We start from the raw sequence: 23,316 nt of genomic DNA, 5'->3' as shown, positions 1-23,316 counted from the left end.
ACGAAAGAAGGGACGCACGGTGAACCTGGAGGAGTTGCTCGCCGAGTACGCGGAGCTGGAGCTCAAGCTCGCCGACCCCTCCGTGCACGCCGACCAGAACCGCGCGCGGACCCTTGGCAAGAGGTACGCCCAGCTCACGCCGATCGTCACCGTCTACCGCGAGCTGGACGGCGTCCGGGACGATCTGGAGGCGGCCCGGGAGCTCGCCACCGAGGACGCCGGCTTCGCCGACGAGGTCGTCGAGCTCGAAGCGCGCATCCCGCCGCTGGAGGATCGCCTCAAGCACCTGCTCATCCCCCGCGATCCCAACGATGACAAGGACATCATCATGGAGATCAAGGCGGGCGAGGGCGGTGAGGAGTCCGCGCTGTTCGCCGGCGATCTGCTGCGCATGTACCTGCGGTACGCCGAGCGGGTGGGCTGGAAGGCCGAGATCATCGACGCGCAGCACTCCGACCTCGGCGGCTACAAGGACGTGACGGTCGCCGTGAAGGGCAAGGGCGCCGACGGCGTCTGGTCGCGGCTGAAGTTCGAGGGCGGCGTCCACCGGGTGCAGCGCGTGCCGGTGACCGAGTCCCAGGGCCGCATCCACACCTCGGCGGCGGGCGTCCTGGTCTATCCCGAGGCCGAGGAGGTCGAGGTCCAGATCGACCCGAACGACCTGCGCATCGACGTGTTCCGCAGCTCCGGCCCCGGCGGCCAGAGCGTCAACACGACCGACTCGGCCGTGCGCATCACCCACGTGCCCACCGGCGTGGTCGTCTCCTGCCAGAACGAGAAGAGCCAGTTGCAGAACAAGGAGTCGGCGCTGCGCATCCTGCGCGCCCGGCTGCTGTCGATCGCCCAGGAGCAGGCCGACGCCGCCGCCTCGGCCGAGCGCAAGTCCCAGGTGCGCACGGTCGACCGGTCCGAGCGCGTCCGCACCTACAATTTCCCGGAGAACCGCATCTCCGACCACCGCGTAGGGTTCAAGGCGTACAACCTCGACCAGGTGCTCGACGGAGACCTCTCCGCCGTCATCCAGGCGCTGACCGACGCCGAGATGACCGAGAAGCTCGCCGCCCACGCGTGACCCTGAGATGTCCTTGGTGCCCGCCGTCCACCCGTAACGAGACAAATCACGAAAACGCCCATGACCTTGCTGATGGACGAGATAGCGCTCGCCACCGCCCGGCTCGCCGAGGCGGGTGTCCCCTCACCGCGAACCGACGCTGAGGAGATCGCGGCGTTCGTCCACGGCGTCCGGCGTGGCCAGCTCCACACCGTGCGCGACGCCGACTTCGACGCCCTGTTCTGGGAGGGCGTCGCCCGGCGCGAGGCCCGCGAGCCGCTCCAGCACATCACCGGGCGCGCCTACTTCCGCTACCTCTCCCTGGAGGTCGGCCCCGGCGTCTTCGTGCCGAGGCCCGAGACCGAGGTCGTCGCCGGCTGGGCGATCGACCGGCTCCGCGAGATGGACGTCGCCTCGCCGGTCGTGGTCGACCTCGGCACCGGCTCCGGCGCGATCGCCCTGTCGATCGCCCAGGAGGTCGCGCTCGCCCAGGTCCACGCCGTCGAGGTCGACCCGGTGGCGTACGGCTGGGCGAAGCGCAACATCGTCGAGCACGGCCAGGGCCGCGTCTCGCTCCACCCCGAAGACCTCGCCGACTGCCTGCCCGAGCTGAACGGCCGCGTCGACCTGGTGATCTCCAACCCGCCGTACATCCCGCCGGGGGCGGTGCCGCGCGATCCCGAGGTGCGTGACTACGACCCCTCCCGCGCGCTGTACGGTTCCGGTGAGGACGGGCTGGACGAGGTCCGCGCCGTCGAGCGCACCGCGAGGCGGCTGCTGCGGCCCGGCGGCCTGGTCGCCGTCGAGCACGCCGACCAGCAGGGATCGTCGGTGTACCTGGAGTTCACCGAGGAGCGCGGCTGGCGCGACACCCGCGACCACACCGACCTCGCCGGGCGTGACCGGTTCGTGACCGCCCGTTACGGCCAGGAATGAGGGCACATGCACCGATGCCCGTGGCATGACGGTGCGGCCCACGTGGGAGGATGACGACTCGTGATCCGACGTTATGACTGTTCGAACAGCGAGGAGCGCGCGACCGGGCTCGCCGACGCGGCGGCCGCTATCCGCGCGGGCGAGCTGGTCGTGATACCGACCGACACCGTCTACGGCATCGGCGCCGACGCCTTCACGCCCTCGGCGGTGGCGGAGCTGCTGGAGGCCAAGGGCCGGGGCAGGGACATGCCCGTCCCCGTGCTGGTGGGCACCGTACGGGCGGCGACCGCCCTGATCGAGGATCTCGGCGCCTACGGGCAGGACCTCATCGACGCGTTCTGGCCCGGGCCGCTGACGCTGGTCTGCCGGGCGAGCCGGTCCCTCACCTGGGATCTCGGCGATTCCAAGGGCACGGTCGCGGTTCGCATGCCGCTGCACGCCCTCGCGCTGGAACTGCTCAAGGAGACGGGGCCGATGGCGGTGAGCAGCGCCAACCGCTCCGGCGCGCCGCCCGCCACCACCGCGGCCGACGCCGAGGCCCAGCTCGGAGAGGCGGTCGGCGTCTACCTGGACGGCGGGCCCTGCGCCGATGACACCCCCTCCACGATCGTCGACCTGACCACGCCGGTGCCCCGCGTGCTGCGCAAGGGCGCCGTGCCGGTCGAGAAGCTGCGCGCGATCGTCGGGTACATCGCCACGGACGGGGAGCCCGAGGTCGACACCCGGCGCTCTCTTCCCGGCGACACCGGCGTGACCGGCACCGACGACAAGGACGCCACGACGAGTCCGGCCGAGACGCCGAAGCCCCTCGAGTCGGTCGAGACCCCCAAGCCCGTCGAGACGATCGCGGACGAGCCGAAGCCGGCAGAGGCGACGGCCGGGGAGCCGAAGCCGCTGGACAAGCCGCTGGACAAGCCCGTCGAGCAGGCCAGGAAGGCCGACGGCGGGGTCTGACCACGGCGCGTGGCGGGGCCCGCCCCGCCACGGCGCGTCACCGTGATTCATGCCCTGTGGCTATCGCCGGGTGGCGCGGACGGCCACGGACAGTACCGTGAACCGCGTCCGCGCTCTTGAGCGATGGGCCGTGGCGAGGGAGCATGGCTGCGGGCAGGGCGTGATCCCTGCCACAGAGCGACCGGCGGAGCGCGACCACGAGCAGGGAGGCGCCATGGGCAAGCTGGACGGCATGGACCCCAAGCTGGTCCGCGAGCTGCTGGCCGAGGTCGGGCGTGCCGGTGATCAGATGCGCACGGTCGAGTCCCGCATCAGCCGGCTCACGAGTGCGGCCGGCCTCTCCGTCCCGGCGATCCACCGGCCCGCGCAGGTGGCCGACGCGGGAGAGACGCTGGTCAAGGACGTCAACGCCCGCCTCGTGCTGCTGGAGAAGAAGGAGAAGCAGAACGAGGGCCCGGCCGGTCCCAAGACCATGAAGCAGACGGCTCCCGAGAAGAAGGACGCGAAGGACGACGGCGATAAGTCCGATAAGTCCGATAAGGGCGGCGATAAGGGGGACAAGAACGGCGCCCCTACGTCCGACTCGCAGAACAAGGACAAGCCGAAGGACCACGCGTCCGGCGACAAGCCCGACAAGACCGATAAGCCGGACAAGCACGACGCGCCGAAGGACGACAAACCCGACAAGGACGCCAAGCCGCACGATCGGGACAAGCACTCGGCGGACCTGCCCCCGAAGGCGGACAAGGACGACACCCCCAAGGCCGACAAGGACGCGCCGAAGGGCGAGAAGCGGGACGATCCCAAGGTCGACAAGCAGGACCCGCCGAAGAACGACCAGACCCACAAGGTGGAGCCACCGAAGAACGACCAGACCCACAAGGTCGAGCCGCCGCAGGCCGACAAGCAGGACGCTCCCCGTACGGACAAGCCGGTCGGTCACGAGGCTCCCAAGCACGACACGAAGGACGTGGCCCCGAAGGCCGACCATCCGGACAGGCACGACGCCCCCCAGGGCGACAAGCCGGACAAGAACGACGCGCCCAAGGGTGATTCGACCCCCAAGGACAAGGGCGACCCGGCGCCGAAGGCCGATTCCAGTCCCAAGTCGGATCCCGCGCCGAAGGCCGACCATGCGCCGAAGGCCGACCCCGCTCCCAAGGCCGACCAGCCCCGGTACGTCGACCCGACCGCGCCGCAGAGCGGCGGGGGCGACGGCCCGCTGGACACCCCGAAACCGGACAACGCCCACGACATCGACACCAGCCAGGAGCGCACGCGGGTGATCAACGTCGACGGCGTCCGGGTGGTCGAGGTCACCATGAAGCCGCCGACGGCCGAGCACCTCGACTGGCTGTCGCAGAACATGGACAAGATCCCGCCCATGGAGCAGCCGGTGGTCGTGCCCCCGGACGGCGCGCAGCCGGGGCATCCGCACTCCGACGGGCCGACGGGTTACGTCCAGCCCGGCGATCCCTCCGTCTCTGCCAAGCCGTCGGCGCCCCTGCCGCCCGACTCCGGCGCCCAGCCGTCCGATTCGGGCGCCCAGACCCCTGACCCGGCCGCCGCCGCCCCTCAGGGCGTCGTGCAGGCGGGAGGACAGGTGCAGTCGGGTGTCTACATGGCTCCGGACTCCTCGACCGCGCTTGGCGATCTCAGCGCCGCCCAAAGCCCCTCCGCCGACCCCTACACCGGCGACCCGTTCACCGACCCCGCCTACAACGGCGACGCGACCGAGGACCCGGGCCCGAGCCACACCCCCGCCTCGGACGGCCCTCGCTCCTCGTCGGCCGCTTCCTGAAGCCGTTCGCCGCGAAGGCGCCCGAACCCGCCGAACGAAGAGAGGCCACAAAGACATGTACTCGGATCCGCCGGCGCCGAAGCCCTTGCAGCCTGGGGAGATGCCGCCCGTATCGGCGTCGCCAGATCCGTTCAGCCCGGACGGGCAGGCGACGAGCTGGCGCTTCAACCCCGAGTACCAGAAGCTCGTCGATCTCTGGCAGCAGGCCCAGCCCCTGCTGGAGGGGCTCACCGGCTCACTGGACAAGGCGTATCAGATGGCGCGGAGCCGCGACGTCTGGGACGCCCCGGTGGCCGAGCGGTACGTGCAGGACATGGGCGAGTGGCGCACGCGGCTCGGCATGTACCGGCAGGCCGTGCTGACCGCGATCAGCGACCAGGCGGCGGACACCCCCCGCTGGGTGCCGGTCTCCTCCTCGGCTCCGCACGCCTACAGCTGACCCTCCGGCACGCGTGCCGGAGGGTGCCGGGCATACAGTGGGGAGATCGGCGGTCCTTGCCACGCGCTTCGCGGCGCGAGGAGGGGAATGGTGATCGAGCCATGCGGGCGAGAGGGCGCGACCACGAGCGGCGGCCCGGCGACGCGGCCGCGGGCGAGAAAGTCTTCTACGGGCCCGACTTCTCCGAGCTGCTGCGCACCGACCCCGAGATCGCGCTGGTGCTGCTGGACGAGCTCGAACGCCAGCGCGCCGGCCTGCAACTGATCGCCAGCGAGAACTTCACCTCGCCCGCGGTGATGGCCGCGCTCGGCTCGACGCTCACCAACAAGTACGCCGAGGGCTACCCGGGCAGGCGCTACTACGGCGGCTGCGAGGTGGTCGACCGCGCCGAGCGGCTGGCGACCGACCGCGCCAAGCAGCTGTTCGGGGCCGACCACGCCAACGTCCAGCCGCATTCGGGGGCCTCCGCGAACCTCGCCGCCTACGCCGCGCTGCTCCAGCCGGGCGACACCATGCTGGCCATGGCCCTCTCGCACGGCGGTCACCTGACGCACGGCTCGAAGGTCAACTTCTCGGGCCGGTGGTTCGACGTCGTGGCGTACGGCGTGCGGCGCGACACCGAGACGATCGACTACGACGAGGTGCGCGACCTGGCGCTGCGCCACCAGCCGAAGCTGATCATCTGCGGCGCCACGGCGTACCCGAGGCTCATCGACTTCGCCGTGTTCCGTGGCATCGCCGACGAGGTGGGGGCGTGGCTGCTCGCGGACGCCGCGCACACGATCGGCCTGGTGGCGGGCGGCGCGGTCCCGTCCCCGGTGCCGTACGCCGACGTGGTGACGTTCACGACGCACAAGGCGCTGCGCGGCCCGAGGGGCGGGGCGATCCTGTGCACGGACGAACTCGCCTCGCGCGTCGACCGCGCGGTGTTCCCGTTCACGCAGGGGGGGCCGCTGATGCACGCGATCGCGGCCAAGGCGGTGGCGTTCGGCGAGGCGTCCCGCCCGGGTTTCCGCGCGTACGCCGAGCAGGTGGTGGCCAACGCGCGGGCGCTGGCGGACGCGCTGGCGGTGGAGGGGATGCGCCCGGTCTCCGGCGGCACCGACACCCATCTGACGCTCATCGACCTGCGCGACCTCGGCGTCTCGGGGGCCGAGGCCGAGAACGCGTGCGCCCGCGCGGGGATCACGCTCAACCGCAACACGATCCCGTACGATCCCGAGCCGCCCACGGTGACCTCCGGCATCCGCCTGGGCACGCCGTGCGTGACGACGCAGGGCATGGGCGTGCCGGAGATGAAGGAGATCGCGTCGATGGTGGCGCAAGCGGTGGGGGATCCAGGTGCGATAACGTCGGTGGCCGAGCGGGTGACCCGGCTCACACGTGGTCACCCGGCATATCCACGGGGTTAATGTGCAGTTCTGTGCAGTTTTCCGGTCACAGATGACCGGACAATCCGGGAAACTAGGTACGTGCGCGAATACACACTCATAGCACTGGTGGCGGCCGCGGTTACCTACCTGCTGGTCCCCCTGGTCAGGGTCTTCGCGCTCCGCATCGGCGCCGCGCCGGAGATCCGCGAGCGCGACGTGCACACCGTCCGCACCCCCCGCCTCGGCGGCCTGGCGATGTACGCCGGAATGCTGGCGGGGCTGTTCGTCGCCACCCGTCTCGACCACATCGGGGCCACGCTCGCCGAGCCGAAGATGGGCGAGGGGCAGACCGTGATCGCCCTGGCGCTCGCGGGCGGGGTCATCGTGATCACCGGCTTCCTGGACGACTGGTGGGGCATGGACGCCCTGGTCAAGCTGGGCGGGCAGATCGCCGCCGCCGGCATTCTGGTGGTCTTCAAGCTCACGCTGCTGTGGGTCCCGCTGCCCGACGGGAACACGCTGAACCTCGACAGCACGTTGCAGACGATCATCACGATCCTCGTGGTGGTGGTCGCCATCAACGCGGTCAACTTCGTGGACGGACTGGACGGACTGGCGGCGGGCATCGTCTGCATCGCCGCGATGGCGACGTTCGCGTGGACCATCGCGCTGACCGAGAGCCTCGACCAGGGCCGGCTGAGCGTCACGGCGGCGATCACGGCGATCCTCATCGGCATGTGCCTCGGCTTCCTGCCGCACAACTTCCACCCCGCCAAGATCTTCATGGGCGACACCGGCGCGATGCTCATCGGCCTGGTGCTGGCGACGTCGGTGGTCACGGTGACCGGCACGGTCGACTACCAGGGCGCCGCGGACATCAACCGCTTCCCCCTCGTCCTGCCGATCCTGCTGCCCCTCGCGGTGATGGTGCTCCCGCTGGCCGACCTGGTGATGGCGGTGGTCCGGCGCACGTCGTACGGCAAGTCCCCGTTCGCGCCCGACCGCGGCCACCTGCACCACCGCCTGCTGCAGGTCGGCCACTCGCACCGCCGCACGGTGCTGATCATGTACGCGTGGACGTTCCTGTTCGCGGCGCCCGTCGTCGGCCTCTCGGTGGGCGGCGTGCCGCTGTTCGTGTTCCCCGCGGTCGTGGTGTTCGCCCTCGCCGTGCTGATGCTCATGGGCCTGCCGCGGTGGCGTTCGGGCCGGGGCGGGCGCGGGGGAGGCACGCACGCGGCCCGGCGCGGCCCGGGTCCGACCTCCGGCCCGGTCTCGGCGGACCCCTCCACTGCGGAGGCGTCCGCGGCCGACGATCCCGCGCACACCTCTCCGGCCACCGCGACAACCGGCTGATACGTCCGTTCACCTGCCCGAAAGCCCAGGTAAAGGCGCTCCTTCATGAGCTTGTGATATCTTTCACTAGCAAGGGCGGGCAACGCGCGCCCCGCGAGGTAGCAATCGCTCGCTTGACAACTGTTCTTTGGAGCACCGATGCAGGCCAACGATCTCCAGATTCTCCGGGCGGCCGTGATCCCCACGGCGGTGGCCGGCCTCGCCGCCGTCGTCGTCGCGGCGTTCGCCGAGGGTGCCAAGGGTGCCCTGGGCGCGGGCATCGGTGTGCTGGTCGTGGCGGCCTTCTTCACCATCAGCCTCGTCGCCGTCACCTACGCCGCGCGCATCTCGCCGACGATGATGATGGCCGCGGCGCTGGGCACGTTCCTGCTGAAGATCCTCGCCCTGGTCGTGACTCTGGAGGCCTTCCAGGACGCCACCGTGTGGCACCCGGGGGCGTTCGGCCTGACCGTCATCGCGTGCACCGTCATCTGGACCATCGGCGAGGCGCGCGGCTTCCTGAAACTCCGCATCCTCTACGTCGACCCCACCGTCAAGGTGCCGGGCCAGATCGGGGAGAAGCGGACGTGACGCGTCGCGTACCGACGATCTCCGGGAGTTTCCTCTACACTCGCCTTGGCAGACGGGGCGAGACACGTCATCGCCGGGCGCCTGAGGGAAATGCCTCACGCGGCTGGCTCGATATGACTAGTCACGGCCACGCCTGCTATTGTCGCGTGCGCGGCAGGGGAACGTTCGCCTGTGCCATCGAGTCCTGGCCTCCTCGCCCTCTTCACACTTCTTCTCCGGCCGGCCTCTCCGAGGTACGCCGACCGGAGGACCTGCTGACGACCGATCATCACGACGAAGGGAACGACGAGTGAGCGCCACGCTGACGCCTCTCGCCTCCGATGAGTTCCACGCTCCGGGGCTGGGCCTTTTCGACTGGCCACCGCTCGTCGACGATGTGGCCTGGTTCAACAAGCCGGCCCTGCTGGCGCTGACCGCCGCGATCCTGGTCATGGTCTTCGCCTTCGTCGCCTTCTCCAAGCCCAAGCTGGTGCCGAGGGGCGTGCAGAACGTCGGCGAGCTCGCCTACGACTTCGTCCGCGACCAGATCGCCCGGCCGAATCTCGGCAAGGACAGCGACCGCTGGATGCCGCTGCTGTTCACCATGTTCCTGTTCGTCTGGATCATGAACCTGTTCGGCTCGGTCATCTTCGTCCAGTTCCCCGTCATGGCGCGCATCGGCTACCCCGCCGTCCTCTCGCTCGGCGTGTGGCTGCTGGTCATGTACCTGGGCATGAAGCACCAGGGGCCGATCGGCTTCTTCAAGAACGTGATGTTCCCCCCCGGCCTGCCCGGGTGGATCTACGTCCTGGTCGCCCCCATCGAGCTCATCTCGACCTTCTTCCTGCGCCACATCACCCACGCGGTGCGACTGTTCGCCACCATGATGGCGGGCCACCTCATCGTGGCGCTGTTCTCCGAGGTCGGCTGGCACTTCCTCGCGGTGCAGGTCACGCCGCTCGGCGCCCCGCTCGGCGTGCTCGGGGTCGCGATGACGATCCTGCTCACCGCCTTCGAGCTGTTCATCCAGGCGCTGCAGGCCTACGTGTTCGCGCTGCTGACGGCCATGTTCATCAACGACGCGGTTCACCCCGCGCACTGATAACGCACTGATAGATCTTCCACCTCGTCCGAAACCCCGGTGGACGTCCCACTGGTCGATAGAAAAGGAAACTAAGCATGTCTAGTGGTCTGCTCGCCGAAGTGACCGGCAACCTTGGTTCCATCGGCTACGGCCTCGCCGCGATCGGCCCTGGCATCGGCATCGGCATCATCTTCGGCCAGGGCGTGCAGGCCATCGCCCGCCAGCCGGAGGCGTATGGCTTGATCCGTCAGAACATGATCCTGGGCTTCGTCTTCGCCGAGGCGCTCGCCCTGATCGGTATCGCGCTCGCGTTCGCCTTCCGGGTCTGACGCGACCCTCCCCGGCGGAAGGTGGCAATTGTGTATCTGCTAGCAGTCGCAGAAGAAGCGAAGAACCCTCTCCTCCCCGACATGGCGGAGATGGTGATCGGCGGGGCCGCGTTCCTGATCGTCCTGTTCTTCGTCGGCCGTCTTCTGGTGCCCCGTCTCCAGAAGACGCTGGAGATGAGGACCGAGGCGATCGAAGGCGGCCTCAAGCGGGCCGAGGAGGCCCAGGCCACGGCGCAGCGCACCCTTGAGGAGTACCGCGCCAAGCTCGAAGAGGCCCGTCACGACGCCGCCCGCCTGCGGGAAGAGGCCCGTGAGCAGGCCGCGCAGATCAAGGCCGAGCTCCGTGAGGAGGCCCAGGCCGAGGCCCGGCGCCTCATCGAAGCCGCGCACGCGCAGATCGAGGCTGACCGCCAGCAGGCGTTCGCCCAGTTGCGCGGTGAGATCGGCCGTCTGGCGACCGATCTGGCCGGCCGCATCGTCGGCGAGTCGCTGGAGGACGAGGTCCGCCAGAGCCGTGTCGTGGACCGGTTCCTCCAGGAGCTCGAGTCCGCGGACGGGGCGGCGGTGCGCTGATGAGAGGCCTGAGCCGTAGCTCGTTCGCCGAGGTCGAAGAGCGCTTCAACGCGGTGGCCGGTACGGCGGACCTCGCTCGCGTGGCCGATGACCTGCTCGCGGTCGCCGTCCTGCTGGACCGCGAGCACGGGCTTCGCCGCAACCTGGCCGACCCCGCGCGTCCCGCGGAGCAGAAGGCCGAGGTCGTGCGGTCGCTGCTGGGCGGCAAGATCGACGACGCGGCCCTGGAGACGGTCGTCACGGCCGTCTCGGTCAAGTGGTCGAAGTCCGGCGACCTCGCCGACGCGCTGGAGCGGCTCAGCGTCATCGCCTCGGTCGCCGAGGCCGAGTCCCAGGGCAGGCTCGACGATGTGGAGGACGAGCTCTTCCGCTTCGGCCGCATCGTCGAGGCCAACCCCGGGCTGCGCCACGCGCTCGCCGACCCGGGCCTCCCCGGGGACGCCAAGCGGGCGCTGCTGGGCGACCTGCTCGCCCGCAGGGTCGCCCCGGCCACCCTGCGGCTGGTGACGCAGCTTGCGCTGTACCCCAGAGGACGTAGTTTGGAACGGGGGCTGGATGAATACATCCAGCTCGTGGCGGAGCAGCGACAGCAACTTGTCGCCGTGGTGCGCAGCGCGGTTCCGCTGACCGACGGGCAGAGGCAGCGCCTCGCCGCCTGGTTGCGCACCACGTACGGTCGCGACGTCCACCTGAACGTCGAGGTGGACCCGCGGGTGATCGGTGGATTCTCGGTCCGCATGGGCGACGAGATGATCGACACCACGATCGCAGGACGTATTGAAGATGTCCGCCGCCGGTTGGCCGGCTAGGAGAGTCAGGGCGGCCGATGATTAGGGAGACTGAACAGAGATGGCGGAGCTGACGATCCGGCCGGACGAGATCCGGAACGCGCTTGAGCGCTTCGTCCAGGCCTACGAGCCGGAAGGGGCGGCCCGGGAGGAGATCGGGACCGTCGTCGATGCCGGCGACGGCATCGCCCACATCTCCGGCCTTCCCTCGGCGATGGCGAACGAACTGCTTGAGTTCGAGGACGGCACGCGTGGCCTGGCACTGAACCTGGACGTCCGGGAGATCGGTGCCGTCGTCCTGGGCGACTTCAGCGGCATCGAAGAAGGCCAGGCGGTACGCCGGACGGGCGAGGTCCTGTCCGCCCCCGTCGGCGACGCCTTCCTCGGCCGCGTCGTCGACTCGCTGGGCAACCCCCTCGACGGCAAGGGCCCGATCGAGGCCGAGGCGCGCCGGCCGCTGGAGGTCCAGGCGCCGTCGGTGGTCCAGCGCCAGCCGGTGAAGGAGCCGCTCCAGACCGGCATCAAGGCGATCGACGCCATGACGCCGATCGGCCGCGGCCAGCGCCAGCTGATCATCGGCGACCGTGGCACCGGCAAGACCGCGATCGCCGTGGACACGATCCTCAACCAGCGCGAGAACTGGGCGAGCGGCGACCCGACGAAGCAGGTGCGCTGCGTCTACGTCGCGGTCGGCCAGAAGGGCTCGACCATCGCGCAGGTCCGCGCGCGCCTGGAAGAGGCCGGCGCGATGGAGTACACCACCATCGTCGCCGCCCCGGCCTCCGACCCGGCCGGTTACAAGTACATCGCCCCCTACACCGGTTCGGCCATCGGCCAGCACTGGATGTACCAGGGCAAGCACGTGCTCATCGTGTTCGACGACCTGAGCAAGCAGGCCGACGCCTACCGCGCCGTGTCCCTGCTGCTGCGCCGTCCGCCGGGCCGCGAGGCGTTCCCCGGCGACGTGTTCTACTTGCACTCGCGTCTGCTGGAGCGCTGCGCCAAGCTGTCGGACGACATGGGCGCCGGCTCGATGACCGGTCTGCCGATCATCGAGACCAAGGGCAACGACGTCTCGGCGTTCATCCCGACCAACGTCATCTCCATCACCGACGGCCAGTGCTTCCTGGAGACCGACCTGTTCAACGCGGGCGTCCGCCCGGCGATCAACGTCGGTGTCTCGGTCTCCCGCGTGGGTGGCTCGGCGCAGATCAAGGCGATGCGCAAGGTCGCTGGCACGCTCCGTCTGTCGCTGTCGCAGTACCGCGACCTCGAGGCCTTCGCGGCCTTCGCCTCCGACCTGGACGCGGCCTCCCGCGCCCAGCTGGAGCGCGGCGCCCGCCTGGTCGAGCTCCTCAAGCAGCCGCAGTACCACCCGTACTCGGTCGAGCGCGAGGTCGTCTCGGTCTGGGCCGGCACCAGCGGCGAGCTGGACGACGTCCCGCTCGAGGACATCGCCCGCTTCGAGGCCGAGTTCCTGGACTACCTGACGACCAAGTACAAGGGCGTGCTCGACAGCATCCGCGAGACGCGCGACCTGAACGACGACACGGTCACGACGCTCAAGGAGGCGATCACGGAATTCAAGAAGACGTTCCAGACCTCCTCCGGCGCCCTGCTCGTGAACGACGAGCCGGTCGACCCGCTCCAGGCCGACGAGGTCGGCCAGGAGAAGATCGTGAAGCACGTCCGCCCGACGGCCGAGAAGAAGTAGCCGATGGGTGCCCAGCTAAGACTGCTGCGGCGGCGGATCCGTTCGGTCAAGTCCACGGCGAAGATCACCCGCGCGCAGGAGCTCATCGCCTCGTCCCGCATCGTCAAGGCGCAGCAGCGCATGGAGGCGGCGGTCCCGTACGAGCGTGAGATCACGCGCGCGGTGTCGGCCGTCCTCAGCAACTCCGCCGACGTCGACCACCCGCTGACCGTCGCCAAGGAACAGCCCACCGCGGCAGGCGTGCTGATCATCACCAGCGACCGCGGCTTCGCCGGCGGCTTCAACGCCAACGTGCTGCGCGAGGCCGAGGCGCTGGGCGGCCACCTGCGGGGTCGCGGCCTGGAGGTCAAGCCTTTCGTCGTCGGGCGCAAGGGCATCACCTGGCACCGGTTCCGCGACCGGCGGATGAGCGGCGAGTGGTCGGGCTTCTCCGACAACCCGCTGTACGCGCACGCCAAGGAGATCGCCGACTCGCTGGTGGCGGCGTTCGAGGACGAGAACGGCATCGACGAGATCCACATCGTCTACACCGAGTTCGTCTCGATGCTCACCCAGCAGGTCCAGGTGAAGCGCATCCTTCCGCTGGAGGTCGAGGAGACCACCGAGGAGCCCCCCGAAGGCCCGCTGCCGTACTACGAGTTCGAGCCGACCGCCGGTGAGGTGCTGAACCAGCTCCTGCCGCGCTACATCGAGTCGCGCATCTTCAACGCGCTGCTCCAGTCGGCCGCCTCCGAGCACGCCTCGCGTCGCCGCGCGATGAAGTCGGCGACCGACAACGCCAACGAGCTCATCCGCGTGTTCACGCAGCGGATGAACCAGGCGCGGCAGGCCGAGATCACCCAGGAAATCAGCGAGATCGTCGGCGGCGCCAACGCGCTCGCCGACGCCTCCGCGGGGAAAGAGTGAGAAACCACAATGACTGCTGAGACCGTCGCGACCGCCGTAGGTCGCGTGGCCCGCGTCACGGGTCCCGTCGTCGACGTGGAGTTCCCCGTCGAGGCGATGCCGGAAATCTACAACGCTCTCACCACCGAGGTCACCATCGGCGGCGAGACCAAGACGCTCACCATGGAGGTCGCCCAGCACCTCGGCGACAACCTGGTCCGCGCCATCTCCATGCAGCCCACCGACGGCGTCGTCCGCGGCGTCGTCGTCAACGACACCGGCGGCCCGATCTCGGTGCCGGTCGGCCAGGTCGTCAAGGGCCACGTGTGGAACACCCTCGGCGAGGCCCTGGACGCGCCCACCGCCTCGCTGCAGATCAGCGAGCGCTGGGGCATCCACCGTCCGTCCCCGCCGTTCGACCAGCTCGAGTCGCGCACCGAGATGCTGCCCACCGGCATCAAGGTCATCGACCTGCTCACCCCGTACGTCAAGGGTGGCAAGATCGGCCTGTTCGGCGGCGCGGGCGTCGGCAAGACCGTCCTCATCCAGGAGATGATCCGCCGGGTCGCGCTGAAGTTCTCCGGTACGTCGGTGTTCGCCGGCGTCGGCGAGCGCACCCGTGAGGGCAACGACCTCTGGCTGGAGATGGAAGAGGCCGACGTCCTCAAGGACACCGCGCTGGTGTTCGGCCAGATGGACGAGCCCCCGGGCACCCGTCTGCGAGTCGCGCTCTCCGCGCTCACCATGGCCGAGTACTTCCGCGACGTCGAGAAGCAGGACGTTCTGCTCTTCATCGACAACATCTTCCGCTTCACCCAGGCGGGCTCGGAGGTCTCCACCCTGCTCGGCCGCATGCCGTCCGCGGTGGGTTACCAGCCCACCCTGGCCGACGAGATGGGCGTGCTCCAGGAGCGCATCACCTCGACCCGCGGTCACTCGATCACCTCCATGCAGGCGATCTACGTCCCCGCGGACGACATCACCGACCCGGCCCCGCACAACGCGTTCGCGCACCTCGACGCGCAGACCGTTCTGTCCCGGCCGATCTCGGAGAAGGGCATCTACCCCGCGGTGGACCCGCTCGACTCCAGCTCCCGCATCCTCGACCCCACCATCGTGGGCGAGGAGCACTACCGGGTGGCCCAGGAGACCAAGCGGATCCTGCAGAAGTACCGCGAGCTCCAGGACATCATCGCCATCCTGGGCATCGACGAGCTCTCGGAAGAGGACAAGGTCATCGTCCAGCGGGCCCGCCGCATCGAGCGCTTCCTGTCCCACCCGATGTACGCCGCCGAGGCGTTCACCGGTCAGCCGGGAGAGTTCGTCGACGTGGAGGAGACCATCCGCTCCTTCAAGGGTCTGTGCGAGGGCGAGTACGACCACCTTCCCGAGCAGGCGTTCTTCATGGTCGGCGGCATCGACCAGGCCATCGCCAAGGCGAAGGAACTGGCCCGCTGACGAGGGGATGCCGGTACGGCCCTGCCGTACCGGCATCCGAGGAAGGTGAGTAATGGCAAAGCTCCGCATCGGCGTCGTTTCGCCGGAACGTGAGATCTGGTCGGGCGAGGCCGACATGGTGATTGCCAAGACCGTGGACGGTGAGATCGGTATTATGCCGAACCACGCCCCCGTTCTCGGCGTCCTCGTGGAGGGCGGCGTCCTTCGCATCAAGCGAGGCGACGGCGGGGACGTGATCGCGGCCGTCCACGGCGGGTTCATCTCCGTGGCGAACAACGACGTGTCGGTTCTGGCCGAGACGGCCGAGCTCGGCTCCGAGGTGGACGTCGCGGCGGCCCGGGACGCGCTCCAGCGAGCGCTCGCGTCGGTCGACGCCGACGGCGAGGACACCGAGGCGCAGATCGAGGCCAAGCGTGCCAGGGCTCGCCTGCGCGCGGCCGGCGAAGAGGTCTAGTCAGACGGACATGAGCTTTGGGGGGGCGACCATGGCGGCGCTGGAAATTTTGGCAAGCGTTGCGGTGGTCGCCGCCCTGCTCGTCCTCCGAGGCATATTGCTCGCCCGCTCCCGGGGCAACGTCGTATGTAGCCTGCGCACGGGAGACCGGGCCTGGAAAAGTGGGGTGGCCCGCTACGCGGGGGGAGAGCTCCACTGGATCCCATTTCTAGGACTGCGACTGAGGCCGCGCCACGCTATCGCGAGGCGCGGCCTCACCGTTTCCACCCGTCGCCCCCTCACCGGCGACGACGGCCCCGCCGGCTACTGGACCGTCGACTGCGCCGGCGTCTCCCTCGCGATGAGCGAGGACGCCCTCACCGGCTTCCTGGCCTGGGTCGAGTCGGCCCCTCCGAGCGCCCACCTCGACGCCGCGTGAGTCGCCTCGCGCCGGCGGGTTCGCCGCGCTCTTGAGGCCCCCGGACCGTGCCGGGCAGGGTCGCCGTCGAGGCGACGACTAGCGCGTGGCGCCTGGTTTCCAGAGGAGTTCCCGGCCGTCGGCGGCAATGCGGCAGAGGATGAAGAGCAGGTCGCTCAGGCGGTTCAGGTAGCGGGCCGTGAGCGGGTTCACGTCGTCGTGGGTCTCCAGCGCGGACCACGTCGTGCGCTCCGCGCGGCGGACCACCGTGCGGGCGACGTGCAGGAGCGCGGTCCCCGTGTCGCCTCCGGGCAGGATGAAGCTGCGCAGCGGGCGTAGCCGCTCGTTGAAGCGGTCGCACTGCGCTTCGAGCCGGTCGACGTAGGACTGCTCCACCCGCAGGGGCGGGAACTCGGGGTTCTCGGTGACAGGCGTGCACAGGTCGGCGCCGACGTCGAACAGCTCGTTCTGCACGACGGTCAGCACCTCGGCGATCTCGGTCGCGAGGTTCCCCATCGCGAGGGCCACACCGATGGCGGCGTTGGCCTCTTCGACGTCGGCGTAGGCGGCGAGCCGGGGATCGGTCTTCCGCGTGCGGCTCATGTCGCCGAGCGTCGTCGTGCCGTCGTCGCCGGTCCGCGTATAGATCTTGGACAGCACCACGGGCTTGTCGTTGTCAGCGCGGGTCATGCCGCCACAGTAACGCCCCGCGGCGCCGACGCCCCGTGCGGTGTCCGCGAACCCGGCGCCCCCGACCACGGGTGAGCACACCTCTGGGCGCTGAGGTGGATTCTGCGGCGGGAACGCATGCATGGGGGAGGGAATGGTGGGCAGGGGACGTCTGCGGTCTGTGAGGGCCGTCTGACATGAGGAGGCGGCATGCCAAGCCGGTCTGGTCCGGGGTGCCAGGTGGTCAGCGTCGGGGCGAGGCTCGATGTGGGCACGGTGGCACGGCTGCGGCCGCGTCTGCACGAGGCGGTCGAGTCGGGAGACGGTGACATGATCGTCGATCTGTCGGATCTGGAGATGATCGACGCCGCCGGTCTGGGGGTCCTCGTCGGCACGCATCGCCGCGCGCTGCGCGCGGAGCGCCGGCTGGTCCTTCGCGGGGTGCCGCCGCGGGTCATGAGGCTCCTCGCCATCACCCGCCTGCACCGGGTGCTCAAGGTCGAGCTCCCGGCGGCCGCCGCGGCCTGAAGGCGCCTCCCCCGGGTGCGACGGGGGTGCGCTTCAGCCGAAGGAGCGGCGGAAGATGTGGACGGCCGTGTCGATCAGGCCGTCCAGGGGAGGCTTGACGTCGGCGAGGACCCACTCGATGAGCAGTTCCTGGATCGCGCCGACGAGCGCGAGCGAGAGCAGGTGGAGTCGTCCGCCCGGTTCGCCCGGCACCTCGCCCAGATTCTCCTCGATGATCTGGGTGAAGCCGGTGACCGCGCGCTGGCGGTGCGGGGTGAGGATGTCGCCGGCCCTCCGCACCTCCAGATGCATGATCTTCGCCCGCCGCCGGTCGCGGGTGACGAAGTTGATGTACTCGGCGATGCCCGCCCGGATCCTGCTGTCGGTGTCGGGGGGCGCCTCTCCGATCGCCTTGGATACCGCGAGGAGGGTCTCCTCGACGCAGCGGTCGTACACCGCCCGCATCAGATCTTCGCGGCCGGTGAAGCATTCGTAGAACGCCCGGTTGGAAATGCGAGCCGCCGCGCACAATCGTTCGATCGTGGTGGCGTTGAATCCTGGTCCGGCGAACAACGTGTAAGCCGCGCTCATCAGCCGTTCCTTGCGGTCGGCTAATCGCTGCTCCGCCGTCATCCCGCGGTAGTCACGTCCGGTCGCCAAGTCCCACCTCGCGTCCTGCTGGCTCGTAGGAACCCATCATTATGGACGCAAGATCGTTTTTGGGGAAGTATCAGGACAACTAGCTCTTGCGTCGACCATGCAGAATAGTGACCATTTTCACAAGACGCTGCAGCTCCGCGGGAGTCCTGGTGAACGACGTGAGGTTCATGCCCGGAAGGGGGAACCTCTGCCGCGTTATGGACTTGGCACGGGTGAACTCGCGCAGCCCGTCGGCCCCGTGGATCCGCCCGAACCCCGAGTCGCCGACGCCGCCGAACGGCAGCGCGGGCACGCCCACGAACGAGATGACCGAGTTGATCGCCGTCATGCCGCTGAGCATCGCGCGGGCCAGCTCCATGGCCCGCCGGGCGTCGCCCGAGAAGATCGTCCCGCCCAGGCCGTAGGCGACGGCGTTGGTCTTCTCCAGCGCCTCCTGCGCGGTGGCGACCCTGGTCACCGTGATCGTCGGCCCGAACGTCTCCTCGCGCACCGCGCTCGACTCCTCCGGCACGTCGGCGAGCACCACGGGGTCGACGTACGGCGGCCGTACGGACGCCGCGCCGCCCACCACGGCCTTCGCGCCCCGGGCGAGGGCGTCGTCGACGTGCCGCCGGATCACGTCCGTCTGCGACGGCATGGTGATGGGCCCGTAGTCCTCGCCGGTGCGCAGGGCCGCGGCGCGCTCGGTGAGCTCGCGCATGAACGCGTCGTAGACCCCCTCCACGACGTACACGCGCTCGACGCCCACGCAGGTCTGGCCGGCGTTGGACATCGCGCCCCACAGCGCGGCGTCGGCCGCGGCGGCGAGGTCGGCGCCTGTGTCGACGATCAGCGCGTCCTTGCCGCCGCACTCGGCGACGATCGGCGTGAGGTTCGCCGCGCAGGACGCCATGACGCGCTTGGCCGTGGCGGTCGAGCCCGTGAAGGCGATCTTGCCGATGCCGGGGTCGGCGGCGAGCGCGGCCCCGGTCTCGCCGAACCCGGTGACGACCTGCAACACCTTGTGCTCGGGGACGCTCTCGGCGAACAGCTCGGCCAGCAGGACGGCGACCCCGGGGGTCAGCTCGCTGGGCTTGAACACCACGGCGTTCCCGGCGGCGAGCGCGTAGCCGATGGACCCCATGGGAGTGAGCAGCGGGTAGTTCCACGGGCCGATCACGCCGACCACACCCAGCGGCAGGTACTCCAGCGTGGCGGCCATGTTGATGCCGACCAGGCCCGGCGAGACCCGGCGCGGGCCGAGCACCCCGCGCGCGTGGCGCGCCGCCCAGTCGAGGTGGACGATCGTGATCGCCGTCTCCAGCGTCGCGTCGCCCATCGGCTTGCCGGTCTCCTGGTGGATCTTCGTGGCGACGCGGTCGAGGTTCCGGGTCAGGACGGCCTTGAAGTCCAGCAGCCGGCGCTTCCTGCCGGCGAAGCCCAGCCGCGCCCACCAGCGCGCCGCCTCGCCCGCGGCCTCGACGGCGGCCCGTACGGACGCCGCGTCGTGGATCGGATGGGTGCCCACGACCGCGCCCGTGGCGGGGTCCAGCGAGTCGAAGGTGCGCTGCTCGGTGGCCGTTGACATGACGTCTCCCTCTCGGCACTCGCGGCGTCGGCCGGTCCCGGGGCCGTGAGACCGGTCCGGAGCCCCTCGGACCCACATGGTGCACCTTTCCGGCGATCTGGGGCAACGATATGCCCGGTGAAGGCGGCCCGAACCATCACGCCGCCGCGCGTGCGCACCGGCCGGGCCGCCGGTCACGGCACTGCGGCTCATAGGCCGTTCACAGCAGGCCCCGGCTCAGGGCCGTCGTGACGGCGGCGGTGCGGTCGGACACCCCCAGCTTGCCGAAGATCCGCAGGAGGTGGGTCTTCACCGTCGCCTCGCTGATGAACAGCTCCCTGCCGATCTCGGCGTTGGTCAGCCCGCGCGCGACCAAGGCCAGCACCTCGGTCTCGCGCTTGGACAACGACTCGGGTGCGGGTGCCCGCATGCGCGTGACCAGCCGGGTCGCCACCGAGGGGGACAGTACGGTCTCGCCCCGCGCCGCCCCGAACACGGCCGCGACCAGGTCGGCCCGCGTGGTGTCCTTCAGCAGGTAGCCCGCCGCCCCCGCCTCCACCGCGCGCACGATGTCCTGGTCGGTCTCGTAGGTCGTGAGGACGATCACGCGGCTCTCGGGACGGTCGCCGACGATGCGCGCGATGGCCGAGACGCCGTCGCCGCCGGGCATCCGCAGGTCCATGAGGATCACGTCGGGGGTCAGCTCCCGCGCGCGGGTCACCGCCTCCTCGCCGGAGCCCGCCTCCCCGGCCACGCGGATGCCGGGGTCGGCCTCCAGCATGCCGCGCAGGCCCTCCCGGACGACGGGGTGGTCGTCGACGATCAGCACGCGTATCAAGCGGGGGTCTCCTCCTGGGGAAGCCGGACGGTCAGCTCGGTGCCCTTGCCGGGCGCGCTCGCGATCTCCAGCGTGCCCCCGGCCTGCTCGACGCGCGCGCGCATGGCCCGCAGGCCGTACCCCCGGGCCGCGGCAGGGCCCGCCGCGTCCGATGTCGCGTCCGCTTCGGTGGCGAAGCCCACGCCGTCGTCCGCGACGCGCAGGACGACCGCGCGCTCGCCGTACCGCAGCGCGACCCGCGCCGAGGAGGCCGCCGCGTGCCTGCGGACGTTCGCCAGCGCCTCCTGCGCGGCTCTGATCAGCACGACCTCGGCGCCCGGGGGAACCGGATGCGAGGCGCCCTCGGCCGCGAACGTCACCGGCACGCCGAGCTCCTCGCCCAGCCGCGAGGCGATCCTGCCGAGCGCCTCCTCCAGCGTGGACCCGTCCAGCGGCGCCGGGGTGAGCGCCGTGATGAGCCCGCGCGCCTCCTCCAGGTTCTCCCGCGCCGTCCGCACGGCCAGCGCCAGGTGACGGGACGGGTCGGCCTGCGCCTCCGCGGCCTGGATCAGCATGATGATGCTGGTGAACCCCTGGGCCAGCGTGTCGTGGATCTCCCCGGCGAGCCTCTGCCGCTCGGCCAGCGCTCCCCGTTCGCGCGACAGCCGCTCGACCTGCGCCCGGCTGGCCCGTAGCTCCTCGATGAGTTCGGCCCGCTCCGCGCTCTGGTCGATGATGCGCGACACCCATGGGCCGAACACCAGGGAGAAGACGGTCGCGACGGCCATGAACCCGGCGGACCCGACGACGTCGCCCACGTTGAGGTCCGGCCCGATGAGGAAGCGGACGGCCGGCAACATGTTGAGGAGGACCACGATCACCGGCGCCCACCCCGAGCGCAGCATCATGAACATCTGCGGGCACAGCGCGAACAGGGCGAACCCCGCCGCGTGGACGATCACGGCGGCGGGGACGAACGCGCCCAGGACCAGCAGGCTGTAGATCACCGCCTCCCGAGAGGTGCGCTCGTCGGTGAGGAGCGCCGGCCGTCCCAGGACGAGGTAGGCGACGGCGCACGCCACCAGCAGGACGAGCGCCGTCGCCTTGGCCGCCGGAGACGGCCCGTCGTCCGTCGCCACGATCGCGATGGTGACCGTGAACACGACGAGGTAGAAGATCTCCCAGCCGCGATAGGCCACCCACGCGTCGCCGCGCGCCCGGCGGCTCGTCATCCGTCGCGGCGGCCCTTCCAGCGGAACGTCGTCAAGCACAGGACCAGACCTCCGACCATCCACGCGCTCAGGACCAGGGCGACGCGGCCCAGCTCGTAGGACTTCGCCAGCTCCAGGGAGGCCCCCGCCTCACCCAGGAACACCGACCGGAAGCCCTGGCACATCCACTTCAGCGGGAAGAACGACGCGATCCTCATCAGCCATTCGGGCAGCGCGGTGAACGGGATGAAGACCCCCGAGATGAACTGGAGCACCACGAACGGCATGCTGATCACCGCGGTCGCGCTCTTGGCGGACCTCGGCAGGCTGCTCACGGCGATGCCGAGCAGCGAGGACGCCGTGACGCCGAGCACGAACACCCAGGCGAACGTCAGCCAGGAGCCGGGCGCGGTCGGAAGATTCAGGTCGTACATCACGACGCCGACGGCCAGCAGGATCGCCACCTCCAGCACCGAGAGGATCAGCACGCTGAGGATCTTGCCGACGAAGTAGGCGCTGCGCGGCATGGGCGTGCCGGCGAGGCGCTTGAGCGTGCCGTCGTCCCGGTCGACGGCGATGCCGACGCCGAGGTTCTGGAAGCTGGCGCTCATCACGCCGGCGCCGATCAGCCCGGCCGTGTAGAGCTGCGAGACGGTGACGTGACCTTCGAGCTCTCCCTGGAAGATCGAGCCGAAGATGACGAGCAGGATGATCGGGAACGAGAAGGTGAAGATGACCGCGTCCTTCTCACGGAAGAACATCTTGGTCTCCACGGCGGCCCTGCCCCAGCCGCTCGCGGCGATGGACGGCAGCCGCCCGGAACCTTCCCGGTCCACGGCCCTGGCACGGGTGGACGCGACGGTGTCACTCATGACGGCCTCTGCTCGGAATCGGGGGACGCGTTGATCAGATCGAGGTAGACGTCCTCCAGGGATGGGCGGGTCACCGTCAGCTCGGGGACCTCGCCGTCGAAGCGGGCGGTCAGCTCCAGGACCGTCGCGGTCGGCGTGCGGGTCTCGATCCGCCTGCGCCCGCCGTCCTCCAGCCAGCTCACCGCGGCCTTGGCCGACGCGCGCCCGCCCAGCGTGGCGGGCTCGCCCTCGGCCACGATGCGGCCCTTCGCGATCACGGCCACCCGGTCCGCGAGCGCCTCGGCCTCGTCGAGGTAGTGGGTGGTGAGGACGATGGTCGTGCCGTCGTCGGAGAGTCCCCTGATCAGCTCCCAGAACCGCCGGCGGGCCTCGGGGTCGAAGCCGGTGGTGGGCTCGTCCAGGAACAGCAGCTCCGGGTCGCCGATCACGCCGAGCGCCACGTCGACCCGCCGCCGCTGGCCGCCGGAGAGCTGCCGCAGGCGCGTGCGGGCCTTCTCGGTCAGCCCGACCTTGGCGATGACCTCGTCGGGGTCCCGGGAGGAGGGGTACATCGCGGCGAAGTGGCGCACGGTCTCGCGGACGGTCAGCTCCGCGGTGTCGTTGGCGGTCTGCAGGACGATGCCGACGCGGCTGCGCCACAGCCGCGTCGGGTGCCGGGGGTCGGTGCCGAGCACGCTGACCTCCCCGGCGTCCCGCTCGCGGTACCCCTCCAGGATCTCCACGGTCGTCGACTTGCCCGCGCCGTTGGGGCCGAGGATGGCGAACACCTCGCCCGTGCCGATCTCCAGGTCGATGCCGTCCACCGCCCGGACGTCGCCGTACCGTTTGGTGAGGCCGCGCACGCTCACCGCTGTCCCATTCATGCCGCAATCATCGCGGTCGTCTGGGCTTTCCGG

Annotated in this window: 25 protein-coding genes; 18 read left to right on the top strand and 7 right to left on the bottom strand. The window is 70.2% G+C overall.

The window, feature by feature from the left end:
• Positions 1 to 19 precede the first annotated feature (19 nt).
• The 17 genes from prfA to DQ384_RS13025 all read left to right on the top strand — a co-directional run bounded on the left by prfA (position 20) and on the right by DQ384_RS13025 (position 16,159).
• A complete protein-coding gene (prfA, locus tag DQ384_RS13105) occupies positions 20 to 1,072 on the top strand; it encodes a peptide chain release factor 1 (RefSeq protein ID WP_114029032.1) in 1,053 nt (350 codons plus the stop codon).
• Between the two features lie 60 nt (positions 1,073 to 1,132).
• Positions 1,133 to 1,987, top strand: coding sequence for a peptide chain release factor N(5)-glutamine methyltransferase (prmC, locus tag DQ384_RS13100; RefSeq protein WP_114029031.1), 855 nt, complete (start codon positions 1,133 to 1,135; stop codon positions 1,985 to 1,987).
• A gap of 60 nt (positions 1,988 to 2,047) precedes the next feature.
• Positions 2,048 to 2,941, top strand: coding sequence for an L-threonylcarbamoyladenylate synthase (locus DQ384_RS13095; protein ID WP_114029030.1), 894 nt, complete (start codon positions 2,048 to 2,050; stop codon positions 2,939 to 2,941).
• A 214-nt stretch (positions 2,942 to 3,155) separates the two neighbouring features.
• On the top strand, positions 3,156 to 4,742 hold the full coding sequence (locus DQ384_RS13090) for a hypothetical protein (RefSeq protein ID WP_114029029.1): 1,587 nt from the start codon (positions 3,156 to 3,158) through the stop codon (positions 4,740 to 4,742).
• A 100-nt stretch (positions 4,743 to 4,842) separates the two neighbouring features.
• Positions 4,843 to 5,181 (top strand): hypothetical protein, encoded by a 339-nt coding sequence (locus DQ384_RS13085; RefSeq protein WP_245966436.1) that lies wholly within the window; start codon positions 4,843 to 4,845, stop codon positions 5,179 to 5,181.
• A 101-nt stretch (positions 5,182 to 5,282) separates the two neighbouring features.
• Positions 5,283 to 6,593: a serine hydroxymethyltransferase gene (locus tag DQ384_RS13080; protein WP_114029027.1), complete on the top strand. Its 1,311-nt coding sequence runs from the start codon at positions 5,283 to 5,285 to the stop codon at positions 6,591 to 6,593.
• Between the two features lie 60 nt (positions 6,594 to 6,653).
• Complete coding sequence (locus DQ384_RS13075) at positions 6,654 to 7,907, top strand: glycosyltransferase family 4 protein (protein ID WP_114029026.1); 1,254 nt, start codon at positions 6,654 to 6,656, stop codon at positions 7,905 to 7,907.
• A 138-nt stretch (positions 7,908 to 8,045) separates the two neighbouring features.
• Positions 8,046 to 8,477, top strand: a complete 432-nt coding sequence (locus tag DQ384_RS13070; protein ID WP_114029025.1) for a Cg1360 family ATP-synthase-associated protein — start codon at positions 8,046 to 8,048, stop codon at positions 8,475 to 8,477.
• Between the two features lie 289 nt (positions 8,478 to 8,766).
• Complete coding sequence (gene atpB, locus DQ384_RS13065) at positions 8,767 to 9,558, top strand: F0F1 ATP synthase subunit A (protein WP_245966435.1); 792 nt, start codon at positions 8,767 to 8,769, stop codon at positions 9,556 to 9,558.
• A gap of 77 nt (positions 9,559 to 9,635) precedes the next feature.
• Positions 9,636 to 9,869 carry an ATP synthase F0 subunit C gene (atpE, locus tag DQ384_RS13060; protein ID WP_114029024.1) on the top strand — a complete coding sequence of 78 codons (234 nt, stop codon included), beginning with the start codon at positions 9,636 to 9,638 and terminating at the stop codon, positions 9,867 to 9,869.
• A gap of 36 nt (positions 9,870 to 9,905) precedes the next feature.
• A complete protein-coding gene (locus tag DQ384_RS13055; protein ID WP_220182935.1) occupies positions 9,906 to 10,442 on the top strand; it encodes a F0F1 ATP synthase subunit B in 537 nt (178 codons plus the stop codon).
• Positions 10,442 to 11,251: a F0F1 ATP synthase subunit delta gene (locus DQ384_RS13050; RefSeq protein ID WP_114029022.1), complete on the top strand. Its 810-nt coding sequence runs from the start codon at positions 10,442 to 10,444 to the stop codon at positions 11,249 to 11,251. Before DQ384_RS13055 ends, DQ384_RS13050 begins: the two co-directional genes overlap by 1 nt.
• Positions 11,252 to 11,291: 40 nt before the next feature.
• Entirely contained in the window at positions 11,292 to 12,944 is a 1,653-nt protein-coding gene (gene atpA / locus DQ384_RS13045) for a F0F1 ATP synthase subunit alpha (protein ID WP_114029021.1), read from the top strand.
• A gap of 3 nt (positions 12,945 to 12,947) precedes the next feature.
• On the top strand, positions 12,948 to 13,850 hold the full coding sequence (locus DQ384_RS13040; protein ID WP_114029020.1) for a F0F1 ATP synthase subunit gamma: 903 nt from the start codon (positions 12,948 to 12,950) through the stop codon (positions 13,848 to 13,850).
• Positions 13,851 to 13,859: 9 nt separating this feature from the next.
• The gene (atpD, locus tag DQ384_RS13035; protein WP_114029019.1) at positions 13,860 to 15,287 is read left to right on the top strand and encodes a F0F1 ATP synthase subunit beta; all 1,428 of its coding nucleotides are present in this window, start codon (positions 13,860 to 13,862) and stop codon (positions 15,285 to 15,287) included.
• A 52-nt stretch (positions 15,288 to 15,339) separates the two neighbouring features.
• The gene (locus DQ384_RS13030; RefSeq protein ID WP_114029018.1) at positions 15,340 to 15,741 is read left to right on the top strand and encodes a F0F1 ATP synthase subunit epsilon; all 402 of its coding nucleotides are present in this window, start codon (positions 15,340 to 15,342) and stop codon (positions 15,739 to 15,741) included.
• 10 nt (positions 15,742 to 15,751) lie between these two features.
• Positions 15,752 to 16,159, top strand: coding sequence for a DUF2550 domain-containing protein (locus DQ384_RS13025; protein ID WP_245966434.1), 408 nt, complete (start codon positions 15,752 to 15,754; stop codon positions 16,157 to 16,159).
• A gap of 78 nt (positions 16,160 to 16,237) precedes the next feature.
• On the opposite strand, the gene DQ384_RS13020 is transcribed toward DQ384_RS13025, so the two are convergent.
• Entirely contained in the window at positions 16,238 to 16,828 is a 591-nt protein-coding gene (locus DQ384_RS13020; protein ID WP_114029212.1) for a cob(I)yrinic acid a,c-diamide adenosyltransferase, read from the bottom strand.
• Positions 16,829 to 17,017: 189 nt separating this feature from the next.
• On the opposite strand from DQ384_RS13020, the gene DQ384_RS13015 reads away from it, so the two are divergent.
• Positions 17,018 to 17,335, top strand: coding sequence for an STAS domain-containing protein (locus DQ384_RS13015; RefSeq protein ID WP_114029017.1), 318 nt, complete (start codon positions 17,018 to 17,020; stop codon positions 17,333 to 17,335).
• A gap of 33 nt (positions 17,336 to 17,368) precedes the next feature.
• Here DQ384_RS13015 and DQ384_RS13010 read toward each other — a convergent pair whose 3' ends face one another.
• The 6 genes from DQ384_RS13010 to DQ384_RS12985 all read right to left on the bottom strand — a co-directional run bounded on the left by DQ384_RS13010 (position 17,369) and on the right by DQ384_RS12985 (position 23,283).
• Positions 17,369 to 17,905 (bottom strand): TetR/AcrR family transcriptional regulator, encoded by a 537-nt coding sequence (locus tag DQ384_RS13010; RefSeq protein WP_245966433.1) that lies wholly within the window; start codon positions 17,903 to 17,905, stop codon positions 17,369 to 17,371.
• Between the two features lie 148 nt (positions 17,906 to 18,053).
• The gene (locus DQ384_RS13005; RefSeq protein ID WP_114029016.1) at positions 18,054 to 19,541 is read right to left on the bottom strand and encodes an aldehyde dehydrogenase family protein; all 1,488 of its coding nucleotides are present in this window, start codon (positions 19,539 to 19,541) and stop codon (positions 18,054 to 18,056) included.
• Positions 19,542 to 19,740: 199 nt separating this feature from the next.
• Positions 19,741 to 20,358 (bottom strand): response regulator, encoded by a 618-nt coding sequence (locus DQ384_RS13000; protein WP_114029015.1) that lies wholly within the window; start codon positions 20,356 to 20,358, stop codon positions 19,741 to 19,743.
• Positions 20,355 to 21,608: a sensor histidine kinase gene (locus DQ384_RS12995; RefSeq protein WP_147268759.1), complete on the bottom strand. Its 1,254-nt coding sequence runs from the start codon at positions 21,606 to 21,608 to the stop codon at positions 20,355 to 20,357. Before DQ384_RS12995 ends, DQ384_RS13000 begins: the two co-directional genes overlap by 4 nt.
• Positions 21,566 to 22,420 (bottom strand): ABC transporter permease, encoded by an 855-nt coding sequence (locus DQ384_RS12990; RefSeq protein ID WP_114029013.1) that lies wholly within the window; start codon positions 22,418 to 22,420, stop codon positions 21,566 to 21,568. The genes DQ384_RS12995 and DQ384_RS12990 overlap by 43 nt, the downstream gene beginning before the upstream one ends.
• Entirely contained in the window at positions 22,417 to 23,283 is an 867-nt protein-coding gene (locus DQ384_RS12985; RefSeq protein WP_114029012.1) for an ABC transporter ATP-binding protein, read from the bottom strand. The genes DQ384_RS12990 and DQ384_RS12985 overlap by 4 nt, the downstream gene beginning before the upstream one ends.
• Between the last annotated feature and the right edge of the window lie 33 nt (positions 23,284 to 23,316).

Origin of the sequence: Sphaerisporangium album (genome assembly GCF_003323745.1) — a bacterium.
Lineage (GTDB): Bacteria > Actinomycetota > Actinomycetes > Streptosporangiales > Streptosporangiaceae > Sphaerisporangium > Sphaerisporangium album.
The sequence above is the reverse complement of the archived record's forward strand: the minus strand, read 5'-3'. Positions and strand labels throughout refer to the sequence as shown.

Bases quoted from the DNA above. Each gene is read 5' to 3' on its own strand.
- atpD (WP_114029019.1), top strand. From the start codon at position 13,860: ATGACTGCTGAGACCGTCGCGACCGCCGTAGGTCGCGTGGCCCGCGTC.
- DQ384_RS13050 (WP_114029022.1), top strand. From the start codon at position 10,442: ATGAGAGGCCTGAGCCGTAGCTCGTTCGCCGAGGTCGAAGAGCGCTTC.
- DQ384_RS13040 (WP_114029020.1), top strand. From the start codon at position 12,948: ATGGGTGCCCAGCTAAGACTGCTGCGGCGGCGGATCCGTTCGGTCAAG.
- prmC (WP_114029031.1), top strand. From the start codon at position 1,133: ATGACCTTGCTGATGGACGAGATAGCGCTCGCCACCGCCCGGCTCGCC.
- DQ384_RS13085 (WP_245966436.1), top strand. From the start codon at position 4,843: ATGCCGCCCGTATCGGCGTCGCCAGATCCGTTCAGCCCGGACGGGCAG.
- DQ384_RS13070 (WP_114029025.1), top strand. From the start codon at position 8,046: ATGCAGGCCAACGATCTCCAGATTCTCCGGGCGGCCGTGATCCCCACG.
- DQ384_RS13025 (WP_245966434.1), top strand. From the start codon at position 15,752: ATGAGCTTTGGGGGGGCGACCATGGCGGCGCTGGAAATTTTGGCAAGC.
- DQ384_RS13080 (WP_114029027.1), top strand. From the start codon at position 5,283: ATGCGGGCGAGAGGGCGCGACCACGAGCGGCGGCCCGGCGACGCGGCC.
- DQ384_RS13030 (WP_114029018.1), top strand. From the start codon at position 15,340: ATGGCAAAGCTCCGCATCGGCGTCGTTTCGCCGGAACGTGAGATCTGG.
- atpE (WP_114029024.1), top strand. From the start codon at position 9,636: ATGTCTAGTGGTCTGCTCGCCGAAGTGACCGGCAACCTTGGTTCCATC.
- DQ384_RS12985 (WP_114029012.1), bottom strand. From the start codon at position 23,283: ATGAATGGGACAGCGGTGAGCGTGCGCGGCCTCACCAAACGGTACGGC.
- atpA (WP_114029021.1), top strand. From the start codon at position 11,292: ATGGCGGAGCTGACGATCCGGCCGGACGAGATCCGGAACGCGCTTGAG.
- DQ384_RS13090 (WP_114029029.1), top strand. From the start codon at position 3,156: ATGGGCAAGCTGGACGGCATGGACCCCAAGCTGGTCCGCGAGCTGCTG.
- DQ384_RS13020 (WP_114029212.1), bottom strand. From the start codon at position 16,828: ATGACCCGCGCTGACAACGACAAGCCCGTGGTGCTGTCCAAGATCTAT.
- DQ384_RS13005 (WP_114029016.1), bottom strand. From the start codon at position 19,541: ATGTCAACGGCCACCGAGCAGCGCACCTTCGACTCGCTGGACCCCGCC.
- DQ384_RS12990 (WP_114029013.1), bottom strand. From the start codon at position 22,420: ATGAGTGACACCGTCGCGTCCACCCGTGCCAGGGCCGTGGACCGGGAA.
- DQ384_RS13010 (WP_245966433.1), bottom strand. From the start codon at position 17,905: ATGAGCGCGGCTTACACGTTGTTCGCCGGACCAGGATTCAACGCCACC.
- DQ384_RS13015 (WP_114029017.1), top strand. From the start codon at position 17,018: ATGCCAAGCCGGTCTGGTCCGGGGTGCCAGGTGGTCAGCGTCGGGGCG.